At 66.3% G+C, this 26,052-nt stretch carries 25 protein-coding genes; 17 read left to right on the forward strand and 8 right to left on the reverse strand.

Going from position 1 to position 26,052, the window contains the following annotated elements; all coding sequences use genetic code 11:
• Nucleotides 1–18: 18 nt before the first annotated feature.
• Together flgG and flgF are read right to left on the reverse strand one after the other, a co-directional pair.
• Entirely contained in the window at nt 19–807 is a 789-nt protein-coding gene (flgG, locus tag ACQR1H_RS14085) for a flagellar basal-body rod protein FlgG (RefSeq protein ID WP_315804296.1), read from the reverse strand.
• A 22-nt stretch (nt 808–829) separates the two neighbouring features.
• Nucleotides 830–1,594, reverse strand: a complete 765-nt coding sequence (gene flgF / locus ACQR1H_RS14090) for a flagellar basal-body rod protein FlgF (protein WP_316180437.1) — start codon at nt 1,592–1,594, stop codon at nt 830–832.
• Nucleotides 1,595–1,970: 376 nt separating this feature from the next.
• On the opposite strand from flgF, the gene fliL reads away from it, so the two are divergent.
• The 5 genes from fliL (at nt 1,971) to ACQR1H_RS14115 (ending at nt 8,814) form a co-directional block, all read left to right on the forward strand.
• Complete coding sequence (gene fliL / locus ACQR1H_RS14095) at nt 1,971–2,465, forward strand: flagellar basal body-associated protein FliL (protein WP_316238733.1); 495 nt, start codon at nt 1,971–1,973, stop codon at nt 2,463–2,465.
• A 20-nt stretch (nt 2,466–2,485) separates the two neighbouring features.
• Nucleotides 2,486–3,688: a flagellar motor switch protein FliM gene (gene fliM / locus ACQR1H_RS14100; protein ID WP_315804293.1), complete on the forward strand. Its 1,203-nt coding sequence runs from the start codon at nt 2,486–2,488 to the stop codon at nt 3,686–3,688.
• Nucleotides 3,685–4,164, forward strand: coding sequence for a DUF6468 domain-containing protein (locus ACQR1H_RS14105; RefSeq protein ID WP_315804292.1), 480 nt, complete (start codon nt 3,685–3,687; stop codon nt 4,162–4,164). The genes fliM and ACQR1H_RS14105 overlap by 4 nt, the downstream gene beginning before the upstream one ends.
• A complete protein-coding gene (locus ACQR1H_RS14110) occupies nt 4,161–4,931 on the forward strand; it encodes a flagellar protein FlbB (RefSeq protein WP_315804291.1) in 771 nt (256 codons plus the stop codon). Before ACQR1H_RS14105 ends, ACQR1H_RS14110 begins: the two co-directional genes overlap by 4 nt.
• A 103-nt stretch (nt 4,932–5,034) precedes the next feature.
• Nucleotides 5,035–8,814 (forward strand): tetratricopeptide repeat protein, encoded by a 3,780-nt coding sequence (locus ACQR1H_RS14115; RefSeq protein WP_434907706.1) that lies wholly within the window; start codon nt 5,035–5,037, stop codon nt 8,812–8,814.
• Nucleotides 8,815–9,259: 445 nt separating this feature from the next.
• Here the strand turns inward: ACQR1H_RS14115 and fliP are convergent, their stop codons facing one another.
• Both fliP and ACQR1H_RS14125 read right to left on the reverse strand, forming a co-directional pair.
• Nucleotides 9,260–10,015 (reverse strand): flagellar type III secretion system pore protein FliP, encoded by a 756-nt coding sequence (gene fliP, locus ACQR1H_RS14120; protein ID WP_316238731.1) that lies wholly within the window; start codon nt 10,013–10,015, stop codon nt 9,260–9,262.
• A complete protein-coding gene (locus ACQR1H_RS14125) occupies nt 10,012–11,079 on the reverse strand; it encodes a flagellar biosynthetic protein FliO (protein WP_434907707.1) in 1,068 nt (355 codons plus the stop codon). Before ACQR1H_RS14125 ends, fliP begins: the two co-directional genes overlap by 4 nt.
• A 356-nt stretch (nt 11,080–11,435) precedes the next feature.
• Here ACQR1H_RS14125 and flgB point away from each other — a divergent pair, with 356 nt between their 5' ends.
• The 9 genes from flgB to ACQR1H_RS14170 all read left to right on the forward strand — a co-directional run bounded on the left by flgB (nt 11,436) and on the right by ACQR1H_RS14170 (nt 19,815).
• Entirely contained in the window at nt 11,436–11,843 is a 408-nt protein-coding gene (flgB, locus tag ACQR1H_RS14130; RefSeq protein ID WP_315804287.1) for a flagellar basal body rod protein FlgB, read from the forward strand.
• A gap of 30 nt (nt 11,844–11,873) precedes the next feature.
• Complete coding sequence (flgC, locus tag ACQR1H_RS14135) at nt 11,874–12,299, forward strand: flagellar basal body rod protein FlgC (protein WP_315716023.1); 426 nt, start codon at nt 11,874–11,876, stop codon at nt 12,297–12,299.
• 16 nt (nt 12,300–12,315) lie between these two features.
• Nucleotides 12,316–12,672, forward strand: coding sequence for a flagellar hook-basal body complex protein FliE (gene fliE, locus ACQR1H_RS14140; protein ID WP_315738761.1), 357 nt, complete (start codon nt 12,316–12,318; stop codon nt 12,670–12,672).
• A 133-nt stretch (nt 12,673–12,805) separates the two neighbouring features.
• Nucleotides 12,806–13,069, forward strand: a complete 264-nt coding sequence (fliQ, locus tag ACQR1H_RS14145; protein ID WP_008965881.1) for a flagellar biosynthesis protein FliQ — start codon at nt 12,806–12,808, stop codon at nt 13,067–13,069.
• A 218-nt stretch (nt 13,070–13,287) separates the two neighbouring features.
• A complete protein-coding gene (gene fliR, locus ACQR1H_RS14150) occupies nt 13,288–14,055 on the forward strand; it encodes a flagellar biosynthetic protein FliR (RefSeq protein ID WP_315716025.1) in 768 nt (255 codons plus the stop codon).
• Between the two features lie 12 nt (nt 14,056–14,067).
• Nucleotides 14,068–15,147: a flagellar biosynthesis protein FlhB gene (gene flhB, locus ACQR1H_RS14155; protein WP_434907708.1), complete on the forward strand. Its 1,080-nt coding sequence runs from the start codon at nt 14,068–14,070 to the stop codon at nt 15,145–15,147.
• 155 nt (nt 15,148–15,302) lie between these two features.
• A complete protein-coding gene (gene cckA, locus ACQR1H_RS14160) occupies nt 15,303–17,870 on the forward strand; it encodes a cell cycle histidine kinase CckA (protein ID WP_316218141.1) in 2,568 nt (855 codons plus the stop codon).
• A 167-nt stretch (nt 17,871–18,037) separates the two neighbouring features.
• The gene (locus ACQR1H_RS14165; RefSeq protein ID WP_434907709.1) at nt 18,038–19,003 is read left to right on the forward strand and encodes a Tim44 domain-containing protein; all 966 of its coding nucleotides are present in this window, start codon (nt 18,038–18,040) and stop codon (nt 19,001–19,003) included.
• 107 nt (nt 19,004–19,110) lie between these two features.
• Nucleotides 19,111–19,815: a glutathione S-transferase gene (locus ACQR1H_RS14170; protein WP_434907710.1), complete on the forward strand. Its 705-nt coding sequence runs from the start codon at nt 19,111–19,113 to the stop codon at nt 19,813–19,815.
• Nucleotides 19,816–20,111: 296 nt separating this feature from the next.
• Here the strand turns inward: ACQR1H_RS14170 and ACQR1H_RS14175 are convergent, their stop codons facing one another.
• From ACQR1H_RS14175 to ACQR1H_RS14190, 4 genes are all read right to left on the reverse strand, one after another.
• Nucleotides 20,112–20,336: a hypothetical protein gene (locus tag ACQR1H_RS14175; protein WP_315804283.1), complete on the reverse strand. Its 225-nt coding sequence runs from the start codon at nt 20,334–20,336 to the stop codon at nt 20,112–20,114.
• A 163-nt stretch (nt 20,337–20,499) separates the two neighbouring features.
• Nucleotides 20,500–20,979 carry a hypothetical protein gene (locus tag ACQR1H_RS14180; protein ID WP_434907711.1) on the reverse strand — a complete coding sequence of 160 codons (480 nt, stop codon included), beginning with the start codon at nt 20,977–20,979 and terminating at the stop codon, nt 20,500–20,502.
• Nucleotides 20,980–21,123: 144 nt separating this feature from the next.
• Nucleotides 21,124–21,441 carry a Kazal-type serine protease inhibitor family protein gene (locus ACQR1H_RS14185; protein ID WP_434883462.1) on the reverse strand — a complete coding sequence of 106 codons (318 nt, stop codon included), beginning with the start codon at nt 21,439–21,441 and terminating at the stop codon, nt 21,124–21,126.
• A gap of 103 nt (nt 21,442–21,544) precedes the next feature.
• Entirely contained in the window at nt 21,545–22,225 is a 681-nt protein-coding gene (locus ACQR1H_RS14190) for an alpha/beta fold hydrolase (RefSeq protein WP_316218137.1), read from the reverse strand.
• Nucleotides 22,226–22,341: 116 nt separating this feature from the next.
• On the opposite strand from ACQR1H_RS14190, the gene ACQR1H_RS14195 reads away from it, so the two are divergent.
• From ACQR1H_RS14195 to ACQR1H_RS14205, 3 genes are read left to right on the forward strand one after another with little or no spacing between them, the layout of a single operon-like run.
• Nucleotides 22,342–23,997: a fumarate hydratase gene (locus tag ACQR1H_RS14195; protein ID WP_434907712.1), complete on the forward strand. Its 1,656-nt coding sequence runs from the start codon at nt 22,342–22,344 to the stop codon at nt 23,995–23,997.
• Nucleotides 23,998–24,000: 3 nt separating this feature from the next.
• Entirely contained in the window at nt 24,001–24,636 is a 636-nt protein-coding gene (locus tag ACQR1H_RS14200; RefSeq protein WP_410053177.1) for a hypothetical protein, read from the forward strand.
• On the forward strand, nt 24,630–25,328 hold the full coding sequence (locus tag ACQR1H_RS14205; protein ID WP_434837876.1) for a DUF429 domain-containing protein: 699 nt from the start codon (nt 24,630–24,632) through the stop codon (nt 25,326–25,328). Before ACQR1H_RS14200 ends, ACQR1H_RS14205 begins: the two co-directional genes overlap by 7 nt.
• The last annotated feature ends 724 nt before the right edge of the window (nt 25,329–26,052 follow it).

A 26,052-nucleotide genomic window follows, 5' to 3' on the forward strand; every position in this document is an offset into this window, starting at 1 on the left:
GTGATCTCCCTTCGAACCTCAGCGGAACAGCGCCGTGGTCGACTGCAGCATCTGGTCCGCGGCCGAGATGACCTTCGCGTTCATCTCGTAGGCGCGCTGCGCGGCGATCAGCTCGCTCATCTCGCTGACGACGTCGACATTGGCCTGCTCCAGGCTGCCCTGGGTGATGCTGCCGAGACCGTCCTGGTTGGCGACGCCGTCCTGCGGCGGCCCGGAGGAGGGGGTGTCGGTGAACTGGTTGTTGCCGACCGGCTGCAGGCCGGCCTTGTTGATGAAGCGCGTGATCTGGAGCTGGCCGATGATGTTCGAGGTGGTCGAGCCCGGCAGCGTCACCGAGACCTGGCCCTGCGCGTTGACCGTGATGCCCGAGGCGTTCTGCGGGATCGTGATGGTCGGCTGCACCGGGTTGCCCTGGGCGGTGACGATGCGGCCCTGATTGTCCATCTGGAAGGTGCCGTCGCGGGTGTACTGGAAGGTGCCGTCGGGCATCAGCACCTTGAAGAAGCCCTCGCCCGAGATCGCGAGGTCGAGGTCGTTGCCGGTCTGCGACAGCGTGCCCTGGGTCATCGAGCGCGGCGTGCCGACGGTCTTGACGCCGCCGCCGATGTCGATGCCGACGGGCAGGATCGTGCCCTGGTCCGACGACTGCGCGCCGACGCGGCGCATGTGCTCGTAGATCAGGTCCTGGAACGCCACCGTCTGCTTCTTGAAGCCGGTGGTGCGGAGGTTGGCGATGTTGTTGGAGATCACCTGAACGTTGAGTTCCTGTGCCGCCATTCCGGTCGCAGCGGTGTGAAGCGCCTGCATGTCACGTCTCCTTCAAGATCTGTCAGGCCGGAACGTCGGCGAGTTTCTCGATCGCGTTCTTGCGCAGGTCGCTCTGGACCTGCAGCATGTTGGCGACCTGGGTGTAGGCACGCATCACTTCGACCATCTTGCTCATCTCGCCGACCGCGCTGACGTTCGACTTCTCGATGTAGCCCTGCTGCACGGTCGACTTGGTGTCCTGCTGTGCGGTGGCGCCGGCGGCGGCGGCGTAGAGGTTGTTGCCCTGCTTCTGCGCGGCCTGCGGATCGGCGAAGTTGACGATGCGCAGCTTGCCGCGGATCGAGTCGGTGCGGTTGAGGCCCTCGACCACCGTCACGGTGCCGTCGGGCGAGATGTTGATGTCGTGGTCGGTCTGCTGGAACACGATCGGACCGCCGGTGCCGAGCACGAGGTCGCCGGCGGCGGTGACGAGCTGGCCGAGGTTGTTCATGTGCAGATTGCCATCGCGGGTGTAGCGCTCGCCGGCCGCGGTCTGCACCGTCAGGAAGCCGTCGCCCGTGACGGCGACGTCGAGCGCGTTGCCGGTGCGCTGCATCGAGCCCTGCGAGAAGTCGCGATAGGTGCCGCGGTCCTGCACATAGGAGACCCTGCGGCCGGCTACCGGAAAATTGTCCTCATGCGCGCCGGAGGAGAGATACTCCTCGAACAGCTGCTGATCGGCCTTGAAGCCGTTGGTGTTGACGTTGGCGACGTTGTTGGCAACGACGTCGAGTTGTCGCTCCAGCACCATCTGCCGCGACAATCCGATGAGAAGCGCATTCTCCACCGGTCGATCTCCCCTCTTAACGAATCCCGTTCGCGGCACCTCTCCCAAGGCGGTCTCGACCGGGTCTTCCAGAACCGTTCAGCTCTCCCAAGCCGGCGGGTTCGCAAGGGGTACAGCGAAAGCCGTGCCAACTCTGAAACTATCGATAAATCAATGGTTTGGATTTCAGTGCGGGTTCCGAACACCCGGCAATAACGTCTCGCTAACCATAATTGCCCGGCAAGTTTTTCCCACCGCCTCGGCAAAAGAAAGCTTCCGTTAACCATTGTTACCGTAGCGTTCCCTCAACAAAGCGCAGATGCGCTGGGAGCGTTGGTTTCGCGTCATTAAGCTTTCTGGCGGCATCGGCTCGATTTTCCGGAAGGATCCGAAAGCTATGGCCGAGAACGAAGCCGGAGCAGGCGAAGGCGAGGAGCAAGCAGGCTCGCCGAAGAGCAAGCTCAAGCTGATCATCATGGTCGTCGGCGCGCTGGCGCTGCTCGGCGTCGGCGGTGCGGGCTATTTCTTCTTCTTCAGCCACAAGAACGACGAGCATCACGCCGAGGCGGCGCCGCCGCCGAAGCCGCCGGCCTTCGTCGAGGTGCCGGACCTTCTCGTCAACCTGGTCGGCAATCCCGGTGACCGCGTCCAATATCTGAAAGTGAAGATCGTGCTCGAGGTGAAGGAGGAGAAGCAGGTCGAGACGATCAAGCCGACGCTTCCGCGCGTCACCGACATCTTCCAGACGTATTTGCGCGAGCTCCGGCCGAGCGACCTCAACGGCTCGGCGGGCCTGTTCCGGCTCAAGGAGGAGCTCACCAAGCGGGTCAACGTCGCGCTGGCGCCCAACCAGGTCAACGCGGTGTTGTTCAAGGAAATCGTGGTCCAGTAAGGCAAAGAAGCGCAACGATCATGGCTGGCAACGATCAAGTCGACCAAGATGCGATAGCCGCGCAATGGGAAGCCTCGCTCGACTCGGAGGATCCCACAGAGGCCGCGGAAGCCGCAGCAGCCAACGAACTCACCGAATCGATGGCCCTGCAATGGGCCGCGATGGTCGAGGACGGCAGCCGCGATTTCGGCGCGACCAAGAATGGCGGCGAGCGGGTGCTGTCGCAGGAGGAGATCGACAACCTCCTCGGCTTCACCGCCGGCGAGGTCAGTCTCGACGACCATTCCGGCATTCGCGCGATCATCGATTCGGCGATGGTCTCCTACGAGCGTCTGCCGATGCTCGAAATCGTCTTCGACCGCCTGGTGCGGCTGATGACGACGTCCTTGCGCAACTTCACCTCCGACAACGTCGAGGTCTCGCTCGACCGCATCACCTCGGTGCGCTTCGGCGACTACATGAACTCGATCCCGCTGCCCGCCGTGCTCAGCGTGTTCAAGGCGGAGGAGTGGGAGAATTTCGGGCTCGCCACCGTCGACTCGACCCTGATCTATTCGATCATCGACGTGCTGCTCGGCGGCCGCCGCGGCAACACCCAGCTCCGCGTCGAGGGCCGCCCCTACACGACGATCGAGACCAACCTGGTCAAGCGCCTGATCGAGGTGGTGCTGAGCGATGCCGAGCAGGCGTTCCGGCCGCTGTCGCCGGTGCGCTTCACCATCGACCGGCTCGAGACCAACCCGCGCTTCGCCGCGATCAGCCGGCCCGCCAACGCCGCGATCCTGGTGAAGCTGCGGATCGACATGGAAGACCGCGGCGGCAACATCGAGCTGCTGCTGCCCTACGCGACCATCGAGCCGATCCGGCCGGTGCTGTTGCAGATGTTCATGGGTGAGAAGTTCGGCCGCGATCCCGTCTGGGAAGGCCACTTCGCCACCGAGATCACCAAGGCCGAGATCGCCGTCGACGCCGTGCTCTACGAGGCCGACGTGCCGCTGAAGCAGCTCATGAAGCTGAAGGTCGGCGACACCCTGCCGCTCGACATCCGTCCCGATGCGCTGGTCGCGGTCCGCTGCGGCAGCACCATGCTGACGGAGGGGCGGATGGGGCGGGTCGGAGACCGCGTCGCGATCCGTGTCACCAAGAATTTGCGCAAGCCGAATACGACGCTTGCGATGTTCGAAGGCGCCGAAGGCCAGAACAAGTTGATGGAGGCCCAATGAACCACTCCCTCGGATTGATCATCGAAAGCCTGGTGGCGGTCCTATTGGTGCTGACCATCGGCTATTGCATGCTGCTGAATTCCAGGCTGAAGCGGCTGAAGGCCGACGAGCATTCGCTCAAGGCCGTGATCGCTGAGCTGATCACCGCGACCGAGATCGCCGAGCGCGCGATCGGCGGCCTCAAGCTCGCGGTGCGCGACGTCAACGACAATCTCGGCAATCAGCTCGCCGCCGCGACGCAGATGTCCGACCAGTTGCGCAAGCAGCTCGCCGAGAGCGACGGCGTGGTGCGCCGTCTCTCGCGCATCGCCAGCGCCGCGCGACCCATCACCTCGCCTGACGCCGCGCCCGAGCCGGCGCCGGCGCCTGTGCCGGCGATCACGACCGAGCCGGTGCGCGTCTCCGGTGCCAAGGCGGTTGCCGCCGCGGCCCAGGCATTCTCCGAACGTCGAAGGACTGGTGGCCTTGCCGCATGAATGCGTTTCGTAACATCCGCGTCATTCCCGTCGTCCTGATCGCGGTGGCCTGCCTCGCCGTCCTGAAGGTGGCCGGCCTGGTGATCGATGGCGGCTACGTTTTCGACTACGACCCTCACCCGACCAAGCGGTCCTGGGCTCAGGAGAACCTCGGCTATCCAGGCCGCGAGGACAATGACATCGTCACCGGCTCCACGCACGGCGCGCCGAAGGAGAAGAAGGAGGAGGCGCCCAAGCCCGCCGCTCCGGACACCAAGCCCGAGGGCGTCGTGATCAAGCCCGAGGAGAACCAGCAGCAGGTGTCGCCGGCGGAGAAGGCGATCCTCGAGCGGCTGCAGTCGCGCCGCCAGGAGCTCGACGCGCGCGCGCGCGAGATCGACATCCGCGAGAGCCTGTTGCGCGCCGCCGAGCAGCGCATCCAGTCCAAGACCGAGGAGATGAAGGCGATCGAGGGCCGCATCTCCGGCGCGCAGGCCGCCAAGACCGAGGCCGACAACGCCCGCTTCAAGAGCATCGTCACGATGTACGAGGGCATGAAGCCGAAGGACGCCGCCAAGGTGTTCGACCGGCTCGAGATGTCGGTGCTGATCGAGATCGCCTCGCAGATCGCGCCACGCAAGATGTCCGACATTCTCGGCCTGATGACGCCGGAGGCGGCCGAACGGCTCACGGTCGAGCTCGCCCGCCGGGCCGGCGCCGAACGGCCCGAGGCGAGCGCCGAGCTGCCGAAGATCGAAGGCAAGATCGTGCCCGTGAAGAGCAATTGAGCCGCATGTTTAATGCGCCCTTAAACGCCGGCACCTAGATTTCCGGCGTGGCGGGGCAGGCGTATCCGTCAAGTTGCGGATGTCGAACCGGAAGCTTGTGACCATGGCGCGCACGACTCCCATTGGATTGCGGTCGAAGGCCCGCGCACGGGCGCGCGCCGGCCTCGCGCTGCTGTCGGCCATCGTCATCGGCCTGGTGCTGTCCACGGTCGCGGCGGGCGCTGCACCGGTGCCGGGCGAGGCGAGCCTGTCGGCTCAGGACGGCTATGCGCGGCTGGTGCTGAAATTCGCCGAGGACGTCAGCGCCGACGTCACCACCGCCGGCTCGATTCTGCTGATCAGGTTCGATCGCCCCGCCACCGTTCCGATCGACCGCTGGGTCGATGCGGCGCCCGACTACATCTCGTCGGCCCGCGGCGACCCCGACGGCTCGGCGCTGCGGCTGTCGCTGTCGCGCAAGGTCCGCGTCAACACCATGACCGCGGGCGAGCGCGTCTTCATCGACCTGTTGCCCGACAGCTGGACCGGCCCGCCGCCGCCGCTGCCGGCCGAGGTCGTGCGCGAGCTCGCCGAGCGCGCGCGCGCCGCCGAGAAGGCGCTGCGGCTGCAGCGCGCCGAGGCGGAATCGAAGAAGCGGCCGCCGATCCGCGTGCGCGCGCTGGTGCAGCCAACCTTCGTGCGCTTCGTGTTCGAGATCCCCGACGGCGTCGGCATCTCCTCGGTGCTCAACGACCAGAAGCTGTCGCTGTTCTTCACCGCGCCGCTGTCCTTCGATCTCGCCGACGCCAAGATCGTTTCGCCGCCCAACGTCGCCGCGATCAACCAGCGCATCGACGGCAGCAGGACCGTCGTCGAGATCGGCCTGATCGGCGAGGTCGACGTTCGCGCCTTCCGCGAGGAGAAGAACTACAACATCGACGTCGCCTATCAGCAGCCGGACAAGAAGGTTTCCGCAGTCTCCTCGGACACGCTGCCGGGCGCCAAGGCGGCCGCGGCCGAGAAACCCAACGGCAGCAAGCCCAATGGTGACAAGCCGAAGCAGGCTGCGCAGCCGGAGATCGTGCCGCCGACCTCCGACACCATCGCCAAGGAGATGAAGACGGAGGCGAAGCCGGCGCCTGCGGTCGCGGCGCCAGCCACCGAGCCCGCGGCCGAGCCTGCGCCGTCGGCAGCTGCTGCTGCCGCGCCGGCCGCCGCGAAGGCCGAAGCCGCGCCCGAGCTCCCCAAGCCTGAAGCTGCCGCGCCTGAAGCTGTCAAATCCGAGGCGGCCAAATCCGAACCGGCGAAGCCCGAGGCGATGAAGCCGGAGGCCGGCAAAGCCGAAGCCGCCAAGCCCGTCGAGAGCAAGTCGGCCGATGCCAAGGCTGTAGAGGCCAAGTCAGCCGAAACCAAGCCTGCCGAAACCAAGCCGGCCGAGAAGGCAGCCAATGGAGCCGCCACCCTGGAGGCCTTGCGCGACAGCGAGGGCCTGCGGCTCACCTTCGGCTTCGGCCAGGTCACGCCGGCGGCGCTGTTCCGCCGCGGCGATACGGTATGGATGGTGTTCGATTCGACCAAGCCCGTCGACGTCGAGCCCATCCGCGCCAAGGGCGGCGCCATCATCGGCGAGGTCAACAGGATGCCGCTCGATAACGGGCAGGCGATCCGGATCCGGCTCAACCGCCCGCAGATGCATTCGCTCGGCAGCGATGATGGCGGGCGCAGCTGGACGCTGTCGTTCGCCGACAAGGGCCAGGCCAATCAGCAGCCGCTGATGGTGATGCGCAACGTCACCGATCCCGCGCTTGCCAATGTGATGGTGCCGCTCGCCAATCCCGGAGCCGGCATGCTGCACCGCCTGACCGACCCGGATGCCGGCGACACGCTGCTGGTCGTGACGGCGCCGCCGCCGATCCGGGGCTTCATCAAGCGCCAGGATTTCGTCGATCTGTCGCTGCTCGATTCCATCCACGGCATCGCGGTGCGTCCGAATTCGGATGACATCGCCGTCGAGATCGCGCCTGACAAGGTGATCCTGGGCCGGCCGGGCGGGCTGACGCTGTCGTCGATCGGCTTTTCGCCGGAACGGGCGCCGACCGCTGTCAGGCCGATGTTCGACATCGACGAATGGCAGCAGAACCAGACCCAGCCGTTCGTGCCGCGCGAGGATCTCCTGATCAAGGCCGCGGCCAACGCCGAGCCGGAGCGGCGGGCGCAGACGCGGCTGGCGCTGGCGCGCTTCTACATGGCGCGAGCGATGTATCCGGAAGCGCGCGGTGTCACCAATCTGATGATCTCCGACGCCGATCCGCGCACCGACGAGACCGCCATGCTGATGATCCACGCGGTGGCAAGCATCCTGATGGGCCGGCCGGACCAGGGCCTCAAGGATCTCGCCACGCCGTCGATCGGCAACAATTTCGACTCCCAGATGTGGAAGGGCCTCGCTTTCGCCCGGCAGGGCAAGTTTGCGGACGCGCGCGAGAAGCTGAAGAACGTCGAGTTCGCCATCGCCTCGCTGCCGCTCGACCTGCAGCGCATCGTGATCGCGGATGCGATGAAGTCGGCGCTCGAGATCAAGGATTTCGCCGGTGCCGCCAAGCGGCGCGCCGAGATCGACGTGATCGGCGTGCCCGCGGACATGAAGCCCGACATCGCCGTGCTGCGCGGCCGGCTCGCCGAGGCGATGGCGCAGGAAAAGGATGCGCTCGACGACTATCGCTTCGCCGTGAACTCCGACGACCGCCCGGCAGCCGCCGAGGCCAAGCTGCTGGAGATCAAGCTCCTGCAGAAGCGCGGCGAGATCAAGCCGTCCGACGCGCTGAAGGAGCTGGAGACCTTGCAGGCGATCTGGCGCGGCGATGCGATCGAGGTGCAGACGTTGCAGATGATGGCGCAGCTCTATGAGGAGGCCGGGCGCTACGCGGACTCGCTCGAGGCCGCGCGCCAGGCCACCCGCCTGATGCCCAACTCCGACTTGGCGCGGCAGGCCCAGGATGCAGCCTCCCGCCTGTTCTCGCAGCTGTTCCTGAGCGGCAAGGCCGACGAGCTTCCGCCGGTCGATGCGCTCAGCATCTTCTACGGGTTTCGCGAGCTGACTCCGATCGGCCGCCGCGGCGACGAGATGATCCGCAAGCTCGCCGACCGCCTGGTCGGCATCGACCTGCTCGACCAGGCCGCCGAGCTTCTGCAATACCAGGTCGACCATCGCCTCGAAGGTGCGGCGCGCGCCCAGGTCGCCGCGCGTCTCGCCATGGTCTACCTCACCAACCGCAAGCCGGACCGTGCCATCGAGGCGCTGCGCACCACCCGCATCGCCGATCTCGCGGGCGAGCTGCGCCAGCAGCGGCTGCTCTTGGAGGCGCGCGCCAACAGTGACATCGGTCGTTACGACCTCGGGCTGGACATCATCAGCAACATCGGCGGCCGCGAGGCGATCCGGCTGCGCTCCGACATCTACTGGGCGTCGCGGCGCTGGCGCGAGGCGTCCGAGCAGATCGAGCTCTACTACGGCGATCGCTGGCGCGATTTCCGTCCGCTCAATCCGGCCGAGCGCGGCGACATCCTGCGGGCCGTGGTCGGCTATGCGCTCGCCGACGACGCCATCGGCCTCGCCCGCTTCCGCGAGAAATATGCGCCGCTGATGACCGGCGAGGCGGACAAGATCGCGTTCGACGTCGCCAGCAAGCCGGCGAGCGGCTCCAGCGCCGAATTCGCCCAGATCGCGAAGATGGCGGCGAGCGTCGACACGCTCGACGGCTTCCTGCGCGACATGCGGGCGCGCTTCCCGGATGCCACCGGCAAAGGACCGGACGGCGGCAAGGATGCTGCGAAGGCCCCGTCGGAGGCGACCGGCGCCCTGCCGCGCATCCAGGGTGTCAAGCAGGCGATCGCCGGCCGTTGATCTCAGCGCAGAGCGGGAGATCCAATCAGATGACCAAGCCGGCCAGGGAAAGCTACTTCCCCTCACCCTGAGGGCCTGCCGTCGGCGGGCGTCTCGAAGGGCGGGGCCCGGATCGTGGCCTCATGGTTCGAGACGCGCCGCTATTCTAACTATTCGTCATGGCCCGATTGGTGATGCGGCGCTCCTCACCATGAGGAGCCAGCTCCGATGCCGGAGCTGGCACGCCGGCCATGAGCAGCGTGCTCGTGGAGAGGATCAAGCGCCGAGAACGGCTCTGCACACGACCATGAGGTCGCTGTGGACTCCGACAGCCCCCCTGAGAGGGTGGAGAGCGGTTGCTGCGGTCGATCTCGAAGGCAGGAGGGAGTACTTCCCCTCACCCTGAGGGCCCGCCATAGGCGGGCGTCTCGAAGGGCGAGGCCCGGATCGGGCCCCATGGTTCTTCTTACCCTCCATAGCTCTGCACCAGGCTGCCTGCCACCAGCGACCAACCGTCGACCAGCACGAAGAAGATCAGCTTGAACGGCAGCGACACCACGACCGGCGGCAGCATCATCATGCCCATCGACATCAAGACCGAGGCGACCACGAGGTCGATGATCAGGAACGGCAGAAACAGCAGGAAGCCGATCTCGAAGGCGCGCTTCAGCTCGGAGATCATGAAGGCCGGCACCAGGATGCGCAGCGACAGCTCGTCGGGCGTCGCCGGCGGCGGCTCGCCGGAGAGGTCCATGAACAGCTTCAGGTCCTTCTCTCGCACGTTCTTCTGCATGAAGCCGCGCAGCGGCACCGAGGCGCGCTGCAGCGCGTCCTCGACGCCGATCTGGTTCTCGACCAGCGGCCGGATGCCGTCATCATAGGATTTTTGCAGCACCGGGCCCATCACGAACGCCGTGAGGAACATCGCGAGCGCGATGATGACCGAGTTGGGCGGCGCGGTCGCTGTGCCCATCGCCGTGCGCAGCAGCGACAGCACGACCACGATGCGCGTGAACGACGTCATCATGATCAGGATCGACGGCGCGATCGACAGCACCGTGAGCAGCGCGATCAGTTGGACCGCGCGTTCAGTGACGCCGCCGCCGCCACCGCCGCCGAGATTGATGCTGATGTCCTGCGCAGCAGCAGGTCCCGCCAGTAAACCGGCGGCAGTCAGAACAGCGATGAAGACAACTCTACGCGGGGGAAGCAGCGATCTCACTGCGACGACTTCGGACGTCCGAGCAGCGAGGCCATCTCGTCCTCCAGATTCTCGAAGCTGGTCTTGACCGGCGCGGCTTGCGCCGGAGCCGGCTCGTTGCGCGTGGCCGCCCGGAGCGCCGGGGGACCCGAGGCCGGAGCAGCCGACGGATCGGCTGACGGACGCCGCAGCGCGGCCTCGAGCCGTTGCGCCATCTCGGCCAGATTGGCTTCGGCGCTCGAATCGGCCGCTGCGGGCGGCGGGGCAGCCGGGGGCGGTGGCGGCGGCATCTGGGCCACCGGCGGCAGCGGCGGCGCCGCCACGCGTTCGACGCGCTCGGCTGCGCGCTCAGCATTCCGCACCGGCGGCAGCCGGGGCCCCTCGGAAGCGCGCGGCGCCTCGGCCTGGCGTTGCGGCTCGGCGGGGCGCAGCGGGCGTGGCATTCCCGGCTCGCCGCGGATCACCCGCTCAGGGCGGGGCTCCAGGCGGGCTTCGTCTCCGCCGCGCGGTTCTCCACGGACGTCCGCCCGGAGGTCCTGGCGGGGATCGGGACGGCGCGGAGGGAGCGGTGGTTCCGGCGGGAATGCCGGTGCCGGCTCACGCCGCTCTGCGGCAGCCGGCGCCGTGCGGCGAACCTCATCGATGAACGACGGCCGCATCGGGCGCTGCGGCGGCTCCGGCATCTGCAGCTCGGCAGGCTCGGCGGCCTCGGTCTTCGGCTCGTTGTCGGCCCAGGACGGCGCATCCGGCAGTGGCGCAATGCGCGCCGCCGGCGGCTCGGCATTGATGCCCGGCCGCTGCGGCAATTGCTCGCGCGCCGGCATGGCGCGCACGATATTGGACTCGACCACGATGTCGGTGGGCCCGCCGATCATCAGAAGATGCTCTATGTTGTCACGGCGCACGAGCACGAGACGGCGGCGGCCATCGACGGCGGCGGCATCGATCACGGCGAGCCGGGGCATGCGGCCGCGATTCGGGTTGGTGCCGAGACGATTCCCCGCGAATCGACGAACCAGCCACGCGGCGAGGCCGATCAGCGCCAGCACCGCTACGAATGCAAAAAAGAACGTCAGTGCCTGCATCTCTGTCCCCGGCAAATACCGCGTCCTTTCGAAGTCTCTCGTCTGTCCAACGCATCGCCGGCAGCGAACGGAGCTTCAGAACCGGAACCAACCTGTTAACGCATGACGGCAGGAACTGCCGCTCGGCCTCTTAATAACCCATGAATCGGCCGGGCCAAAACGACTTCTTGGCGAGCCGTGCCGTCCCGGAATGATGCATCGGTCGGCCGGGAGCCCGGCACTTTCCTAAGAAATCGTCAAAACACCGGGATCATCCCGGGGGTCACCGCACCGTTTCTTAACTCCCTGTTAACCATATGCACGGCAATTTCTACCTACCCAAACCGTCCGGTAGTCGGACACAACCGAGCAGCGCCATGTCCATCAACGATATCCCCGTGTTGTCGGCGTTGCGGACCAAGATGCAATGGCATCAGGAGCGCCAGCGCGTGCTGTCCGAGAACGTGTCCAATTCGGATACGCCCAACTTCAAGCCGAAGGATCTGGTTGAGCCGAAGTTCGATTCAACCGGCCAGGCGGTCGGCGGCTTTGCGCCGCTGTCGCTGACCCGGACCAGCACCGCGCACATCGCACCGTCGTCGGGCGAGAGCGCGAGCTTCGACCAGAACCGCAAGGTCGGATTTCAGACGAGGCCCGCCGGCAACGCGGTGAGCCTCGAAGAGGAGATGCTGAAGGTCTCCGCCAACCAGATGGACTACGCCGCGGCGACCTCGCTGTACGGCAAGAGCCTGCATCTGTTGAAGACGGCGATCGGCAAGGGCTGAGCTCGGGTTTAAGGACGGAGACCGACAAGCATGGCAAACGACTCCAGCGATTTCTTGCGCTCGATGAGCATCGCGACCTCCGGCCTGCGTGCGCAGGCGGGACGTATGCGCGTCATCTCCGAGAACATCGCCAATGCCGATTCGACCGCCGCCAAGGCGGGTGGCGATCCGTATCGCCGCAAGGTCCCGACATTCACCTCGGCGCTCGACCGTGCGCTCGACGCCAAGGTGGTGGCACTCGGCAAGGTGGTGCCCGATCAGTCGTCGTTCCGCGTCAAATACGACCCCAGTAACCCGGCCGCGGACGCGTCCGGCAATGTCAAGTACCCCAACGTCAATCCGCTCATCGAGATGACCGACATGCGTGATGCACAGCGGTCCTACGAGGCGAATTTGAACATCATCGGCGCCACGCGCCGCATGATCCAGCGCACACTCGACATTCTGAAGACCTAGGACAGGAACGAAAGTCATGGCCTCCCCAATCTCCGCAGCGAATGCCTATGCGAATTCCGCCCGCGTGCTCGACGCCGGCGGCTCGAGCGGTGCCTTCGGCAGCCTTGGGCGCGTGCGCGACGTGCTCGGTAGCGGCAACGGCGCCGACAAGGGTGGTCCGTCATTCAGCGCGGTGCTGAAGGACGCGATCGGCAGCGTGATGGAGGCCGGACGCAAGTCCGACAGTCAGGCGGTCGCGATGGCCGCGGGCAAGGCAAACGTCATGGATGTCGTCACGGCGGTCGCCGAAACCGACGTCGCGGTGTCGACGCTGGTGTCGGTGCGCGACCGTGTGATCCAGGCCTATGAAGACGTGATGAAGATGACGATCTAGGCGCAGCTCGTAACGCTTCAGGCCGCCACGTGCCTGATGCGCCCAGAGGATTTGCCGTCTGCCGCGACTGCGCGCGATGCGCGCTGAGGCGGGGGCCGGACCGGAGCCGATCGACAGTGAGGAACGACAGGACATGACGGGAGCTGAAACGCTCGATGTGGCGCGCGATGCGATCTGGACCATCGTGCTGGTGTCGTCGCCGCTGATGGTGGTCGGCCTCGTGGTCGGCGTGGTCGTCTCGCTGTTCCAGGCGCTCACGCAGATCCAGGAGCAGACGCTGGTGTTCGTGCCGAAGATCATCGCGATCTTCGTGACGCTGCTGCTGGCGCTGCCGTTCATGGCCGATGCGCTGCATTCGCACATGATGCGGATCTCGTCGCGAATCATCGGCGGATGAGGCAATGTCCGGGGCGGCAGGGCAGGCCTGCGTGAGGGCGCTGCGAGCGGTCGTAAGGAGCAGTGCGGGGGGCGCTGCTGCTTTCGGCCGTGCGCGGGCAGCCTTTCGGGCGAGCTCTTCGCAGGCTGACTCGTCTGAGGCTGTCTATTCGCAGGTTGTCTCTTCAAAGACCGCCGTGCCGCACCAGCATGCGGTCGAAAGGGCCGTGACGGCGGACGATGCGCATCGATATTTCCTTCCTTCCGGCGCTGGCCGCCGTGTTCATGCTGGCCTTCGCGCGCGTGGGCGCGATGGTGATGCTGTTGCCGGGCCTCGGCGAGGTCAACATCCCCGTCCGCATCAAGCTCGCGACCGCGCTGCTGCTCACGATGATCGTGCTGCCGCTGCACCGTCAGGCCTATCAGGTCGATTTGCAGGCGTTGTCGCCGCTGCTGGTGATGATGGTGCACGAGATCGTGATTGGCATCGTGCTCGGCGCGACGGCGCGGGTGACGCTGTCGGCGCTGCAGGTCGCGGGCTCCGTGATCGCGCAGCAGATGGGGCTCGGCTTCGTCACCGCGGTGGATCCGACGCAGGGACAGCAGGGCGTCCTGATCGGCAACTTCCTCACCATGCTCGGCGTGACCCTGCTGTTCTCGACCGACAGCCATCACCTGGTGATCGCCGCGCTCAGCGACAGCTACAAGATCTTCGCGCCCGGCGAATTGATCCCGAGCGGCGACGTCGCCTCGCTGGCGACCAAGGCGTTTGCCGCGGCCTTCAAGATCGGCCTGCAATTGTCGGCGCCGTTCCTGGTGTTCGGGCTGGTCTTCAACATCGGGCTCGGCGTCTTGGCGCGGCTGATGCCGCAGATGCAGGTCTATTTCGTCGGCGCGCCGCTCTCGATCCTGATCGGCTTCCTGATCTTCGCGCTGGTCCTGACCGCGATGATGGGAACGTTTCTCGGCTATTTCGAAGGCGTCATGCACGAGATGATGCCGCGGTGAGGGGCCTGACCGATGGCCGATGAAGCCGATTCCGAAGACAAAACAGAAGACCCGACGCAAAAGCGGCTCGATCAGGCGCTCGAACGCGGCGACGTCGTCAAGAGCCAGGAGCTCAACACCTGGTTCGTGATCGCCTCCGCGACCCTGGTGATGTCGACCTTCTCGGGCTCGATCGGCACCGCGGTGCTGGTGCCGATGCGCAACCTGATCGCCAATTCCTGGATGATCCAGACCGACGGCGCCGGCCTGCTGTCGCTGGCGCGCGGCCTGTCGTTCGCCGTGATCGCGGCGATCGGCGTGCCGATCCTGATGGTGATGCTGGCGGCGATCGCCGGCAACATGATGCAGCATCGCCTGGTCTGGTCGGGCGAGCCGATGAAGCCGAGCCTGGGCAAGATCTCTCCGCTGGCCGGCGCCAAGCGCCTGTTCGGCAAGCAGGCCGCGGCCAATTTCGCCAAGGGTCTGTTCAAGCTCGTGCTGCTCGGCACGGTCATGGTCATGATCCTGTGGCCGGAGCGGCTGCGCCTGGAATCGCTGCTGCATATGGACGTCAGCGAGCTGCTCGGCGTCACGATCTCGCTGACGACGCATCTGATGGGCTCGGTGGTCGCGCTGCTCGCCCTGGTCGCGATCGGCGACTACCTGTTCCAGTACCGGCAATGGTACGAGCGCCAGAAGATGTCGGTGCAGGAGATGAAGGAGGAGTTCAAGCAGTCGGAAGGCGACCCGCACGTCAAGGGACGCATCCGGCAGATCCGCCAGCAGCGCATGAAGAAGCGCATGATGGCCGCGGTTCCTAAGGCGTCCGTGATCATCACCAACCCGACGCACTACTCGGTCGCGCTGTCCTACGAGCGCGGCATGTCGGCACCGGTCTGCGTCGCCAAGGGCGTCGACAACATCGCCTTCAAGATCCGGGAGGTCGCCAAGGCGCACGACATCCCGATCGTCGAGAACGTGCCGCTGGCGCGCGCGCTCTATGCCACGGTCGAGATCGACGAGGAGATCCCGGTGGAACATTATCACGCGGTTGCTGAGATCATCGGCTACGTGATGGGGCTGCGGCGCAACCTCTCGGGGCGCCCGCAATGACAACCGAGCAGGTCCCCGGACGGACCGCAAAATACGGATAAATCATGGAATATCGGCTTGACGGGCTTGCGCTTGACCCGTCGATTCAGGCAGGTGGAAGGGGGAGCCGCGCGAACGGGCTGGGGCTCCCAGCCGACAGGTCGCGTCCCCGAGCCATGAGCGCCGATTCCGACAATGATGGGTTACAGGATCAGGCGGGCCTGCCGGAGCGGCCGCGCCGCAGCGGCAGCATTCTGCTGATCCTTCTGGTGGCGTTCGGCCTCGTCGCGGTCGCGATCGCGCTGATGACGATCGGCCGCGCCCAGGCGCAGCCCTACATTCTCGGCCTGCTGTCGCTGCTCGCCACCGTCGGCCTGTTCAATCTGTTCGCGTTCGCCGCCGGCATCGTCCGCTTCGCCGACAAGTCGACCGACGATCCGGTGTTGGGCGCGATCGCCGATCACGCCTTCGATGGCCTCGCGGTGACCGATCCGCGCGGCCATGTCGTCTACGCCAACGCCGCCTATCTCAACATGACGGGAGCAGCGACCGCGCAGGAGGCGCGTCCCGTCGAGCGTGTCTTCATCGGCAATCCCGATGTCTCCGAAGCGGTGTTCCGCCTGCTCAAGGCGGCGCGCGAGGGCAAGCGGCAGCAGGAGGAGGTCCGCATCACCGCGGCCGAAGGCGCCCAGGGGCGCTGGCTGCGGATGCGCGTGCGCCCGCTCGGCCAGACCAAGCGCCATGCCCGCTACGCGGTGTGGTCGATCGCCGACATCACCCGGGATCGCGAGCGCCAGGAGGACGTGTTCCAGGAGCTGCAGCACGCGATCGAATATCTCGACCATGCGCCGTGCGGCTTCTTCTCGGTCAATCCGGAAGGCAGCCTCGTCTACGTCAACGCCACGCTCGCCAACTGGCTCGATTATGATCTCGCCGAGATCGGCTCGGGCGGGCTGAAGCTCGCCGACGTCGTCTCGGGCGACGGTGCCTCGCTGCTCAGCTCGATCGTCGCGGTGCCCGGCGAGGTCCGCACCGAGGTGTTCGACATCGACCTGAAGATGCGCGGTGGCAAGACCATGCCGGCGCGGCTCTACCACAAGCTCGCCTTCGGCGCCGACGGCAAGCCAGGCGCCTCGCGCACGCTCGTCATCAGCCGCGCCCGCGACGAGCGCTCCGATCCGGAGCGCGCCGCCGAGGTGCGCTTCATGCGCTTCTTCGACCATACGCCGATGGCGATCGCGACCGTCGACCGCGGCGGCGCCGTGGTGCGCGCCAACGCCCGCTTCGCCAAGCTCGCGCAGAGCGTCAGCGGCGATGCGGCGGCGGCGAAGTCGATCTTCCGCGCCGTCAGCCAGCGCGACCGGCATCTGCTGATCGCCGCGATCAACCAGGCGGCCGAGGGGCAGGCGGACATTCCGCCGGTCGAGGTGATGCTGGACGGGCCGAAGGAGCGCTTCGGCCAGTTCTTCGTCACCGCGGTCGACGAGGACGAGCGCGAGACGGAAGCTGCGATCGTCTACATGCTGGAGACCACCGAGCGCCGCGCGCTCGAGAACCAGATCAACCAGTCGCAGAAGATGGAGATGGTCGGCCAGCTCGCCGGCGGCATCGCCCACGACTTCAACAACGTGCTCTCGGCCATCATGATGGCCAATGATTTCCTGCTGAACGCGCACAAGCCGACCGACCCGTCGTTCCAGGACATCATGCAGATCAAGCAGAACGCGACCCGCGCCGCGACCTTGGTGCGGCAGCTGCTCGCCTTCTCGCGCCGGCAGACATTGCGGCCGCAGGTGCTCGATCTCGGCGATGCACTGTCCGACCTGACGATGCTGCTGCGCCGGCTGATCGGCGAGAAGGTCAAGCTCGACCTGGTTCACGGCCGCGACCTCTGGCCGGTCAAGGTCGACGTCTCGCAGTTCGAGCAGGTGATCGTGAACCTCGCGGTCAACGCCCGCGACGCGATGCCCGATGGCGGCAAGCTCTCGGTGCGCACCGCCAACGTCTCGGCCGACGAGGTCGCGCAGGCCGCGTACAAGGGCATGCCCGTCGCCGACTACGTCCGCATCGAGATCAGCGATACCGGCACCGGCATTCCGGCCGAGATCCGCGAGAAGATCTTCGAGCCGTTCTTCTCGACCAAGGAGGTCGGCAAGGGCACCGGCCTCGGGCTCTCGACCGTCTACGGCATCATCAAGCAGACCGGCGGCTTCATCTATGTCGACAGCGAGGTCGGCAAGGGCACCTCGTTCCAGATCTTCCTGCCGCGCCACATCGTCGTGCCGGAGGTCCAGGTCGAGCCGCAGGCCGTCAACGGCGCCGCCAAGGAGCCGGCTGCCGCCGATGCGCCGAAGCCGCGCGCCGACCTGACCGGGCAGGGCACCATCCTGCTGGTGGAGGACGAGGAGGGCCTGCGGGCGCTGAACGCGCGCGGCCTGCGCTCGCGCGGCTACAGCGTCATCGAGGCGTCGAACGGCGTCGAGGCGATGGAGGCGCTGGAGGAGTGCGACGGCGTGCTCGATCTCGTGGTGTCCGACGTGGTGATGCCCGAGATGGACGGGCCGACGCTGCTCAAGGCGATGCGCGAGCGCAATCCGGAGATCAAGATCATCTTCGTCTCGGGCTATGCCGAGGATGCGTTCGAGAAGAGCCTGCCGGAGAACCAGCAGTTTGCGTTCCTGCCGAAGCCCTTCACGCTCAGCCAGCTCGTGGCGGCTGTCAAGGAAACCATGGCGCCACAATAGGTTACCGGAGTTCCTTGGCGGATTCCTTGACCAGCCGGCCGGGCGCGTTCATCCCGCGACCCAGCGCCGCAGCCGCGCGGCCTCGTGCCGCCTTCCTTTTTCGCGGGTTGTGCCCATCTTACGGGCATCCCCATTCCGGGGAGTCATGGGAAACACAGATGAGCTTCATGCAGCGCAAAAGCGGCCTCCTCAAGGCGATGGCCGTGGCCCTTTCACTGGCGCTGCCGACGGTGCTCGCCGTCTCGGCGGCCGACGCCCGGATCGGCGGCGGCTCCAGCTCGGGCTCCCGCGGCACGCGCACCTTCTCGGCGCCGCCTTCGACCACGACCGCGCCGGGATCGGCGTCGCAGTTCAATAGGACGATCACCCAGCCGGGCCAGCCTGGCGGCTTCAACACGGCTGCGCCCGCGCGTGGCGGCCTGTTCGGCGGTCGCGCCGGTGGCCTGCTTGGCGGCCTCGCCGCCGGCTTCCTCGGCGCCGGCCTGTTCGGCATGCTGTTCGGCGGCGGCCTGCTCTCCGGCCTCGGCGGCTTCGCCTCGATCATCGGCCTGATCCTCCAGGTCCTGCTGGTGGTGTTCCTGGTGCGCATGGCGATGGCCTGGTGGCAGCGCCGCAACCAGCCGGCCTATGCCGCCGGCCCGGCGCCGGCCGACGGCCAGCAGAGCTTCCGCTCCGGCTTCGGTGGTCTCGGCGGCTTCGGCGGCCTGGGCGGCGGCAACACTGTGCCGCCGCTGCAGATCCAGCCGGCCGACTATGAGGCGTTCGAGCGGCTGCTCGGCGAGATCCAGTCCGCCTGGTCGAACGAGGATGTCGGCCGCCTGCGCCTGCTCTCGACGCCCGAGATGGCCTCGTATTTCGAGCGCGATCTCGAGCAGAACCAGGCCCGCGGCGTGGTCAACAAGGTCAGCGCCGTGAAGCTGCTGCAGGGCGACCTCGCCGAGGCCTGGCGCGAGAATGGCGCCGACTACGCCACGGTCGCGATGCGCTTCACCTTGGCCGACAAGACCATCGAGCGCGCCTCGGGCCGCGTTGTCGACGGCTCCGACCAGCCGCAGGAGGTCACGGAGATCTGGACCTTCCTGCGTCACCCCGGCGCCGACTGGCAGCTGTCGGCGATCCAGCAGGTCGGCTGACGCCATAGGTCGAACGAACATCGGGCGCCGCGGAGCAATCCGCGGCGCTTTTGCTTTGCGCGTGGTTATAGTGGCGTGCCGCGATGAACAGGCAACGAGGATGGCCCATGCGCTACGAGCTGTATTACTGGCCGATGATCCAGGGCAGGGGCGAATATGTGCGGCTCGCGCTGGAGGAGGCGGGCGCCGCCTATCGCGATGTCGCGCGCGAGGACGGCATCGGTGCGATGACGGCGATGATGGACGCCGCAAGCGATACGCCGCCGTTCGCGCCGCCATTCCTGAAGGCGGGCCGCCGCGTCATTGGCCAGACCGCCAACATCCTGCTGTTCCTTGGCCCCCGCCATGGCCTCGCCCCGAAGGCCGAGGCGGGGCAATCCTGGCTGCATCAGCTGCAACTGACGATCTCCGACTTCGTCGTCGAGATCCACGACACCCACCATCCGCTCGGGCCGACGCTGTACTACGAGGACCAGCGCGCGCCGGCCAGGAAGCGCACCGCCGAGTTCTGGGACGAACGGGTGCCGAAATTCCTCGGCTATTTCGAACGGCTCCTGGCACACAGCGGCGGCGCCTATGTCACCGGGCGACGGCTCACTTACGTCGACCTGTCGCTGTTCCAGATCGTCGCCGGACTGCGCTACGCGTTTCCCCACCGCATGACGGCATTCGAGCGCAACATTCCCGGCCTCGTCGCGCTGCACGACCGCGTCGCCGCCAGGCCGAACATCTCGGCCTATCTGGCCAGCGACCGCCGCATCCCCTTCAACGAAGACGGCATCTTCCGCCACTACAAGGCGCTGGATGCCTGAGGGCTGAGGGCGTGCAGTCATGCTGAAGCGAGCTTCGCGTGCTCCTCTGAGAGCCTCGCTGGCGCCTCGTCGGCGCTGCGCTCCCTCTCCCCGTTCTTCACGGGGAGAGGGTTGGGGTGAGGGGCGGCCGCACGGGAAGTGGGTGTCGGTAGACCTGTAACGCCTCACCCGAGCGAGCCGCGCGCGTGCTCCAAAACCACGTGGATCGCCGCGCCGCCAGGGCCCCGCTCACACGTATAGCGGCAGGCGCCTGAGGCGCCGCCGCTATACGAAGTTGGCCTGAGGGTGTGGGATCGTCAGGCGAGAATGTCGACGCGGGTGCCCTGGCCGGGCGGCAGCGGCGGACGCGAGGCCTGCTTCTCCGCGGCCGCCTCGTCGCCGGTCTTGGCGGGATTCACGGCCTGGCTCTGCTGCGTCTGGTTCCGCGCCTGGGTGTCTTGGGTCTGCGGCTTGGTCGTCTCGGTCGAGACCGGCGGCGGTGAGGGCGGCGGCGATGACGACGAAACGCTCGAAACGGACATGGTCCAGCTCCTCGCTTGGTGTTGCGACAAGCGTGGCCATCCCTGACGAAAACTTCGTCAAGCAGATCGTTCGAATTGTCTGCAACTGTCGGTGGCGCGGCGAATAGTGAACGGGTCGCTGCCGCCGGCGCAGAAACGACAGGGCTATCGCTTCGCCCCCGGCCTATTGGTCCTTGCTGCGGCTGATCGTGATCGAGGACTCGGTCTTGGTTCGGGCGCAACGCATGTCGAGCCGGCGGTAGCGGCTGGGGACGTCGTCGCCGCGGAAAATCCCGAGTCGGCGGTAACAGCGTGTGACGCCGCGCTGCATGTCGTCCTTCGGCAAGGTGAACACGATCGCCGCCGCGCTCGCCATCAGCTCGATGAAGGCCGGCGTCGGCTTTCGTTCGGATTTACCGAACAGCTGGTTGCTGACATTCTTCGATGAGCAGCCGAGCGTGATCTCGCGTGCCTTGGGATGGGCGAGATAGACCGTGCCGGCCGCGGTCTGGCCGATCTTGATGCCGTCGATGCCGTTCTTCAGTTCCTTGGCAACGTCATCGCAACGATCGGCCCGTGCCGCCTGCGGCAGCAGCGCGCTGCTCAACGCAACGAGAAAAACAAAACCGGCCAAGCGGCCAAATGAGCAAAGCGATGACTGCATTCCAAATACCCCCGCGCCATTGAAGCCTGCGCGAGGGGGGCATGCAAGCGCGATGCGCCGCAGCCGCACAAGATCATCAGCGGGTGTGGCCGCGTGTTGACGGGACGGCGGTCACATGCCGGCGGCAGCGGCGCGATCGCTTGCTCAGAACCAGCAGCGGCCCGGATGTGCGAGCGAGACGCCGGCTGCGCGGCGCTCGCAGTCGTTGCCGTAGGTCTGGAAGTTGCAGCCGCAGACCGGCATGTAGATGCGTGGGCAGAGCGTCGGCTTTCGGCGGCAGACGCCCATCATGTCGAACCGGCCGCACTGGCCGGCTGGGAATTCGCAATAGAGACCGGCATTGCAGCGAATGCCGGCGAAGCCGCCGCACGCGCGGCCGGGACCGACGGCACCAGCGGAGCCCGGGAGCAGGGTGATCAGGGCAAGGACGAATGCGATGATGGAAACGAGACCTCGTGTCATGACGCCTCCAGGAAGAAAATGAATATGTCAACAATCTAAGGTTACATAATTCGGCAACCGATCGCAATCGATCTCGTCGTGCGACACTGCACTGCTCGCGGCATCATGTTGCGGCGACCTCGCGGGCCGTCTCGATCAGCAGGTCGAACGTCTCGTCGGGGGCGTGCTGCACGACATCGTGCCCGCACGCAAATGCCTGCACGCGCCACGCGGGATCGTTGCGCAGCCGCTCATATTGCGCGGTGAACGGCGTCGCGCTCCATCCGCTGGCGTAGACGAAGGTGCGGCGCAGAGTAGGCGGCGCCGGACTGCGGAGGTTCAGGGCCTGGATGAAGGTCCCGAGCGGATGCGGCCGGCGGCGCGGGTCGGAGCCCTCGCGCGGCAGCGCCGTCAGCCCGTCATGCCCGGCGCGTTCGATCACGAACCGGCGATACGCGTCACCGGCGAGATCCCACCATGACTGACCGTTCTCGGGTGCGAAGGCATCGAGATAGATCAGCGCGGCGAGCCGTTCCGGCACGCGGTCGGCGACGCCGGTCGCGACCATGCCGCCATAGCTGTGCGCGCACAGGATGACCTCGGACAGATCTTCGGTCGTCAGCAGCTCGACGACGTCGGTGACGTGGGTCTCGAGATTGACGGCATGGGTGCGGGCGGGCGTTTCCTCCAATCCGCTCAGGGTCAAGGCATAGGCGTCATGACCGGCCTGCCGGAGCCTGGCCGAGAGCGCGGCGTACATCCAGCCGCCGTGCCAACCTCCTGGAATCAGGACAAAAGTCGCCATGATCTTACTCCTCGGCTGCTGTACGGAGACATGTCTTGCAAGGCTTCCGACGGGTAGCGTATCAGACCTGTCAAGACCGCTTTGGGCGGCCATCTTTAGAACCCCACGAGCTCGCCATGAACGCGCCGACCGCCTTCCCCGACCAGTCCAAGCCCGTCCCGCCCTACAAGCACACGCCGCTGTTTCCGCTGGGGCCGGACACCACGCCCTACAAGAAGATCACCACCGACGGCGTGCGGGTCGAGAAGGTCTTGGGCCGCGACATGCTGGTGGTGTCGCGGGAGGCGCTGCGGACCTTGTCGGAGGCCGCGTTCGGCGAGATCAACCACTTCCTGCGCCCCGGCCATCTGAAGCAGCTGCGCAGCATCCTGGAGGATCCGGAGGCCAGCCCGAATGACAAGTTCGTCGCGCTCGACTTCCTGAAGAACGCCAACATCTCCGCCGGCGGGGTGCTGCCGATGTGCCAGGATACTGGCACCGCGATCATCATGGGCAAGAAGGGCTGCAACGTCATCACCGATGGCGACGACGAGGCGGCGCTGAGCGAAGGCGCACGTGACGCCTACTTGCGCCGGAACCTGCGCTACTCACAAGTCGCACCGCTGTCGATGTACGAGGAGAAGAACACCGCCAACAACATGCCGGCGCAGACCGAGATCTATGCCGAGGGCGAGGACGCCTACAAGTTCATGTTCATGGCCAAGGGCGGCGGCTCGGCCAACAAGAGTTTTCTGTTCCAGGCGACGCCGTCGGTGCTGACCAAGGACCGGCTGCTGGCGTTCCTGAAGGAGAAAATCCTGACGCTCGGTACCGCGGCGTGCCCGCCTTATCACTTGGCCATCGTCATCGGCGGCACCTCGGCCGAGCTGTGCATGAAGACGGTCAAGCTGGCGTCTGCGCGTTATCTCGACGCGCTGCCGACCCAGGGCTCCCCGGACGGCAACGCCTTCCGCGATCTCGAGATGGAGCAGGAAATCCACAAGATGACGCAGTCGCTCGGCGTCGGCGCGCAGTTCGGCGGCAAGTATTTCTGCCATGACGTGCGCGTCATCCGCATGCCGCGCCACGGCGCGTCATTGCCGATCGGGCTTGGCGTGTCGTGCTCGGCCGACCGCCAGGTGCTCGGCAAGATCACCAGGGACGGAATCTATCTCGAGGAGCTCGAGCACCATCCGGCGCAGTATCTGCCGGAGGTCGAGCAGGCGCTTGGCGGCGAGGTCGTGAAGATCGATCTCAATCAGCCGATGAAGGACATCCTCGCCACCCTGTCGAAGAACCCGATCAAGACCCGGCTGTCGCTGACCGGCACCATGATCGTCGCCCGCGACGCCGCGCACGCCAAGCTGCGCGAGCGTCTCGATCGCGGCGAGCCGCTGCCGGACTACTTCAAGAACCATCCGGTCTACTACGCCGGTCCCGCCAAGACCCCGGACGGCTACGCCTCCGGCGCGTTCGGCCCGACCACCGCGGGCCGCATGGATTCCTTCGTCGACCAGTTCCAGGCGGCCGGCGGCTCGATGGTCATGGTCGCCAAGGGCAACCGCGCGCCGGCCGTGCGCGAAGCCTGCAAGAAGCACGGCGGCTTCTATCTCGGCTCGATCGGCGGCGCCGCGGCGAACCTCGCCGAGCACTGCATCAAGAAGGTCGAGGTCGTCGAATATCCCGAGCTCGGCATGGAGGCGATCTGGCGCATCGAGGTGGAGGATTTTCCGGCCTTCATCATCATCGACGACAAGGGCAACGACTTCTTCAAGGAGCTGAACCTCGGCTAGATCATGCACTTGTGGCGATACGTCATCACAGTGGATCACGGTAGCGCACCGAACTATGGTCCGCCCTCCGTAACGCTCGCCATATGCAAGCCGGAAATACGCAGGCTGGCTGAGGTGGGCGACCTCGTGATGGCATTCGCGGGGCGCTCGCTGCTAAGAGGAAAGGATGGAAAGTGGCATCCTGATGCAGTCATTTGGGCTGGAGAGGTCGGCGAAATCTTGAGCTTCGATCAATATTGGCGGGATTCGCGCTTTCAGACAAAAAAGCCCGACCGGAGTTCGCGTCCTGACAATATCTATCGCCCTAGAGCCGGCGGATATATTCAGGTTCGGAACTCTGTCCATCAGCTGGGAGACCAGTCTCGGGATATCGGTGGGCGCAATGTTTTGGTCATGAAGGCCGCATGGCATTTCGGCCGGAACGGCGTTGTATTGCCCGCGAAATTTCTGAAATTTCGCATCGAGATCGGTGCTCGACGTGGTCATCGCCGAAGCGAAATAGGTGATACATCAAAAAGGGCGCTTCTCGCGTGGTTTAGAGAAAGTGGCGTCCAAGTACCTAACAAGCGCACATATCCCGAGCCGCGGCTGCAGTCTTGTGGCTGCTCTCCGCGTCACAAGCTTACGCGAACGTGCTAGGCGGGAATTTCCACTCGCGGCCCTTGGTCGTCGGGCTCGACGGATTCCGCAACGGTTGGGTCGCTGTCTCGATCGATGGCGATGATCACGCGATCAGCTTCCCGGCTGATATCTCGACCGCGCTTGCAGCCCCCTTCGCCCGTGCCGCCATCGATATGCCGATTGGCATGACCGACGACGGCAATCGCGACTGCGACCAGCTCGCCCGCGACAAGCTGACGCCGCATCGCTCCCGCGTCTTCACTGGCGCGCGGCGCTGGCTGTGGGAGGAGTACACGGATCCCGATGAGGCGAATATCGAGGCCTCGCGCCGCCGCCAGCCGCGCGCCTCGCGCCAGCTCTGGCATCTCGGCCGCAAGATCATGGAGGTCGATGCCTTCGTGCGCGCGCATCGCGATCTCGACATCCGCGAGGTGCATCCGGAGCTCGTGTTCCTGCGCCTCCACGGCGCGCCGCTGCCGTCGAAGAAGACGGAGCAGGGCGCCGCGCTGCGGCGCGAGTTGCTGATCGGCGGGGGCTTTGCCGAGATCGATGACTGGATCGGCATCGCGCGTCGCGGCACCGGCGCCAAGAAAGACGACGTGCTCGACGCCTGCGCCGTCGCACTCGCCGCTTGCGACTGTGTCGGCAGCGTCCCTGAGGGCGAGCCGCCGCGCGACGCGCATGGCGTGCCGATGCAGATCTGGTTTTGAACGCGGCATATGGGCACGACGGCCGCGACAAACTCAGCCGTCATTCCGGGCGGCGCGCGCAGCGCGAGCCCGGAATCCATTTTGCCGCGCGCATTGCCGCACGATGGAGTCCGGGCTCGATGACAAAAGAGAGAGTGTTGCGTGATGCCCGGCCGGGGAGGCGAGATGGCGGCTCCTATTTCCGAAAAAAATAAATCACTTGCCAAATTTCGGAAATCGTGGTTCTCTCTCGCCATCCCGCCTCACTGCGGAGGGGCGTTGCGCGCGATCGTCACGACACGCGAGGCGGGGAGGCGATGGCCGCGGATTGCCGCAGCATGCCCTCGGGGTGTGCCGACGAACGGCGATATGCGGACGCGAAGTCGCGTGGTCCTGGCGCCCCGAAGCTGGCGCCAAGTCCGGAGGATGATGATCCTTCGGGCGACGGTGGCTAACAAGCCGGACACCGGGGAGATCGCGTATAAGCGTGAAGACCATCGCGCAGGGAAGGCCGGGTGTTCTCGGCTGCACCTGTGGTACCTGCCGCCTGCATTTCTTTCGCAGGCGGGCCGCAGGCGTCAGCCGACGCCTGGCCTTCCCTGCGCCCTCTGCATTTGGAGAGGGACATGCCGATGTATCCCTCGGGCGATGTTCGCCGCGAGTGCGCGCGCGCTTGTCCATGCTGTTTGAGATGTGAAGCGGAACAAGCCCGAGCGGCGCGGCGGTAGGGTGGGCAAAGCGGCCG

Source organism: Bradyrhizobium sp. HKCCYLRH2015 (assembly GCF_051168215.1).
Taxonomy (GTDB): domain Bacteria; phylum Pseudomonadota; class Alphaproteobacteria; order Rhizobiales; family Xanthobacteraceae; genus Bradyrhizobium.

What these genes read in the sequence shown, in the direction of transcription:
- fliR (WP_315716025.1), top strand. Translation starts at nt 13,288, where the DNA reads ATGCGCATCGATATTTCCTTCCTTCCGGCGCTGGCCGCCGTGTTCATG.
- cckA (WP_316218141.1), top strand. Translation starts at nt 15,303, where the DNA reads ATGAGCGCCGATTCCGACAATGATGGGTTACAGGATCAGGCGGGCCTG.
- fliQ (WP_008965881.1), top strand. Translation starts at nt 12,806, where the DNA reads ATGACGGGAGCTGAAACGCTCGATGTGGCGCGCGATGCGATCTGGACC.
- flgG (WP_315804296.1), bottom strand. Translation starts at nt 807, where the DNA reads ATGCAGGCGCTTCACACCGCTGCGACCGGAATGGCGGCACAGGAACTC.
- ACQR1H_RS14165 (WP_434907709.1), top strand. Translation starts at nt 18,038, where the DNA reads ATGCAGCGCAAAAGCGGCCTCCTCAAGGCGATGGCCGTGGCCCTTTCA.
- ACQR1H_RS14125 (WP_434907707.1), bottom strand. Translation starts at nt 11,079, where the DNA reads ATGCAGGCACTGACGTTCTTTTTTGCATTCGTAGCGGTGCTGGCGCTG.
- fliL (WP_316238733.1), top strand. Translation starts at nt 1,971, where the DNA reads ATGGCCGAGAACGAAGCCGGAGCAGGCGAAGGCGAGGAGCAAGCAGGC.
- ACQR1H_RS14170 (WP_434907710.1), top strand. Translation starts at nt 19,111, where the DNA reads ATGCGCTACGAGCTGTATTACTGGCCGATGATCCAGGGCAGGGGCGAA.
- ACQR1H_RS14105 (WP_315804292.1), top strand. Translation starts at nt 3,685, where the DNA reads ATGAACCACTCCCTCGGATTGATCATCGAAAGCCTGGTGGCGGTCCTA.
- ACQR1H_RS14200 (WP_410053177.1), top strand. Translation starts at nt 24,001, where the DNA reads ATGCACTTGTGGCGATACGTCATCACAGTGGATCACGGTAGCGCACCG.
- flhB (WP_434907708.1), top strand. Translation starts at nt 14,068, where the DNA reads ATGGCCGATGAAGCCGATTCCGAAGACAAAACAGAAGACCCGACGCAA.
- flgB (WP_315804287.1), top strand. Translation starts at nt 11,436, where the DNA reads ATGTCCATCAACGATATCCCCGTGTTGTCGGCGTTGCGGACCAAGATG.
- ACQR1H_RS14185 (WP_434883462.1), bottom strand. Translation starts at nt 21,441, where the DNA reads ATGACACGAGGTCTCGTTTCCATCATCGCATTCGTCCTTGCCCTGATC.
- fliM (WP_315804293.1), top strand. Translation starts at nt 2,486, where the DNA reads ATGGCTGGCAACGATCAAGTCGACCAAGATGCGATAGCCGCGCAATGG.
- fliE (WP_315738761.1), top strand. Translation starts at nt 12,316, where the DNA reads ATGGCCTCCCCAATCTCCGCAGCGAATGCCTATGCGAATTCCGCCCGC.
- ACQR1H_RS14110 (WP_315804291.1), top strand. Translation starts at nt 4,161, where the DNA reads ATGAATGCGTTTCGTAACATCCGCGTCATTCCCGTCGTCCTGATCGCG.
- ACQR1H_RS14175 (WP_315804283.1), bottom strand. Translation starts at nt 20,336, where the DNA reads ATGTCCGTTTCGAGCGTTTCGTCGTCATCGCCGCCGCCCTCACCGCCG.
- ACQR1H_RS14180 (WP_434907711.1), bottom strand. Translation starts at nt 20,979, where the DNA reads ATGCAGTCATCGCTTTGCTCATTTGGCCGCTTGGCCGGTTTTGTTTTT.
- flgC (WP_315716023.1), top strand. Translation starts at nt 11,874, where the DNA reads ATGGCAAACGACTCCAGCGATTTCTTGCGCTCGATGAGCATCGCGACC.
- ACQR1H_RS14195 (WP_434907712.1), top strand. Translation starts at nt 22,342, where the DNA reads ATGAACGCGCCGACCGCCTTCCCCGACCAGTCCAAGCCCGTCCCGCCC.
- ACQR1H_RS14190 (WP_316218137.1), bottom strand. Translation starts at nt 22,225, where the DNA reads ATGGCGACTTTTGTCCTGATTCCAGGAGGTTGGCACGGCGGCTGGATG.
- ACQR1H_RS14115 (WP_434907706.1), top strand. Translation starts at nt 5,035, where the DNA reads ATGGCGCGCACGACTCCCATTGGATTGCGGTCGAAGGCCCGCGCACGG.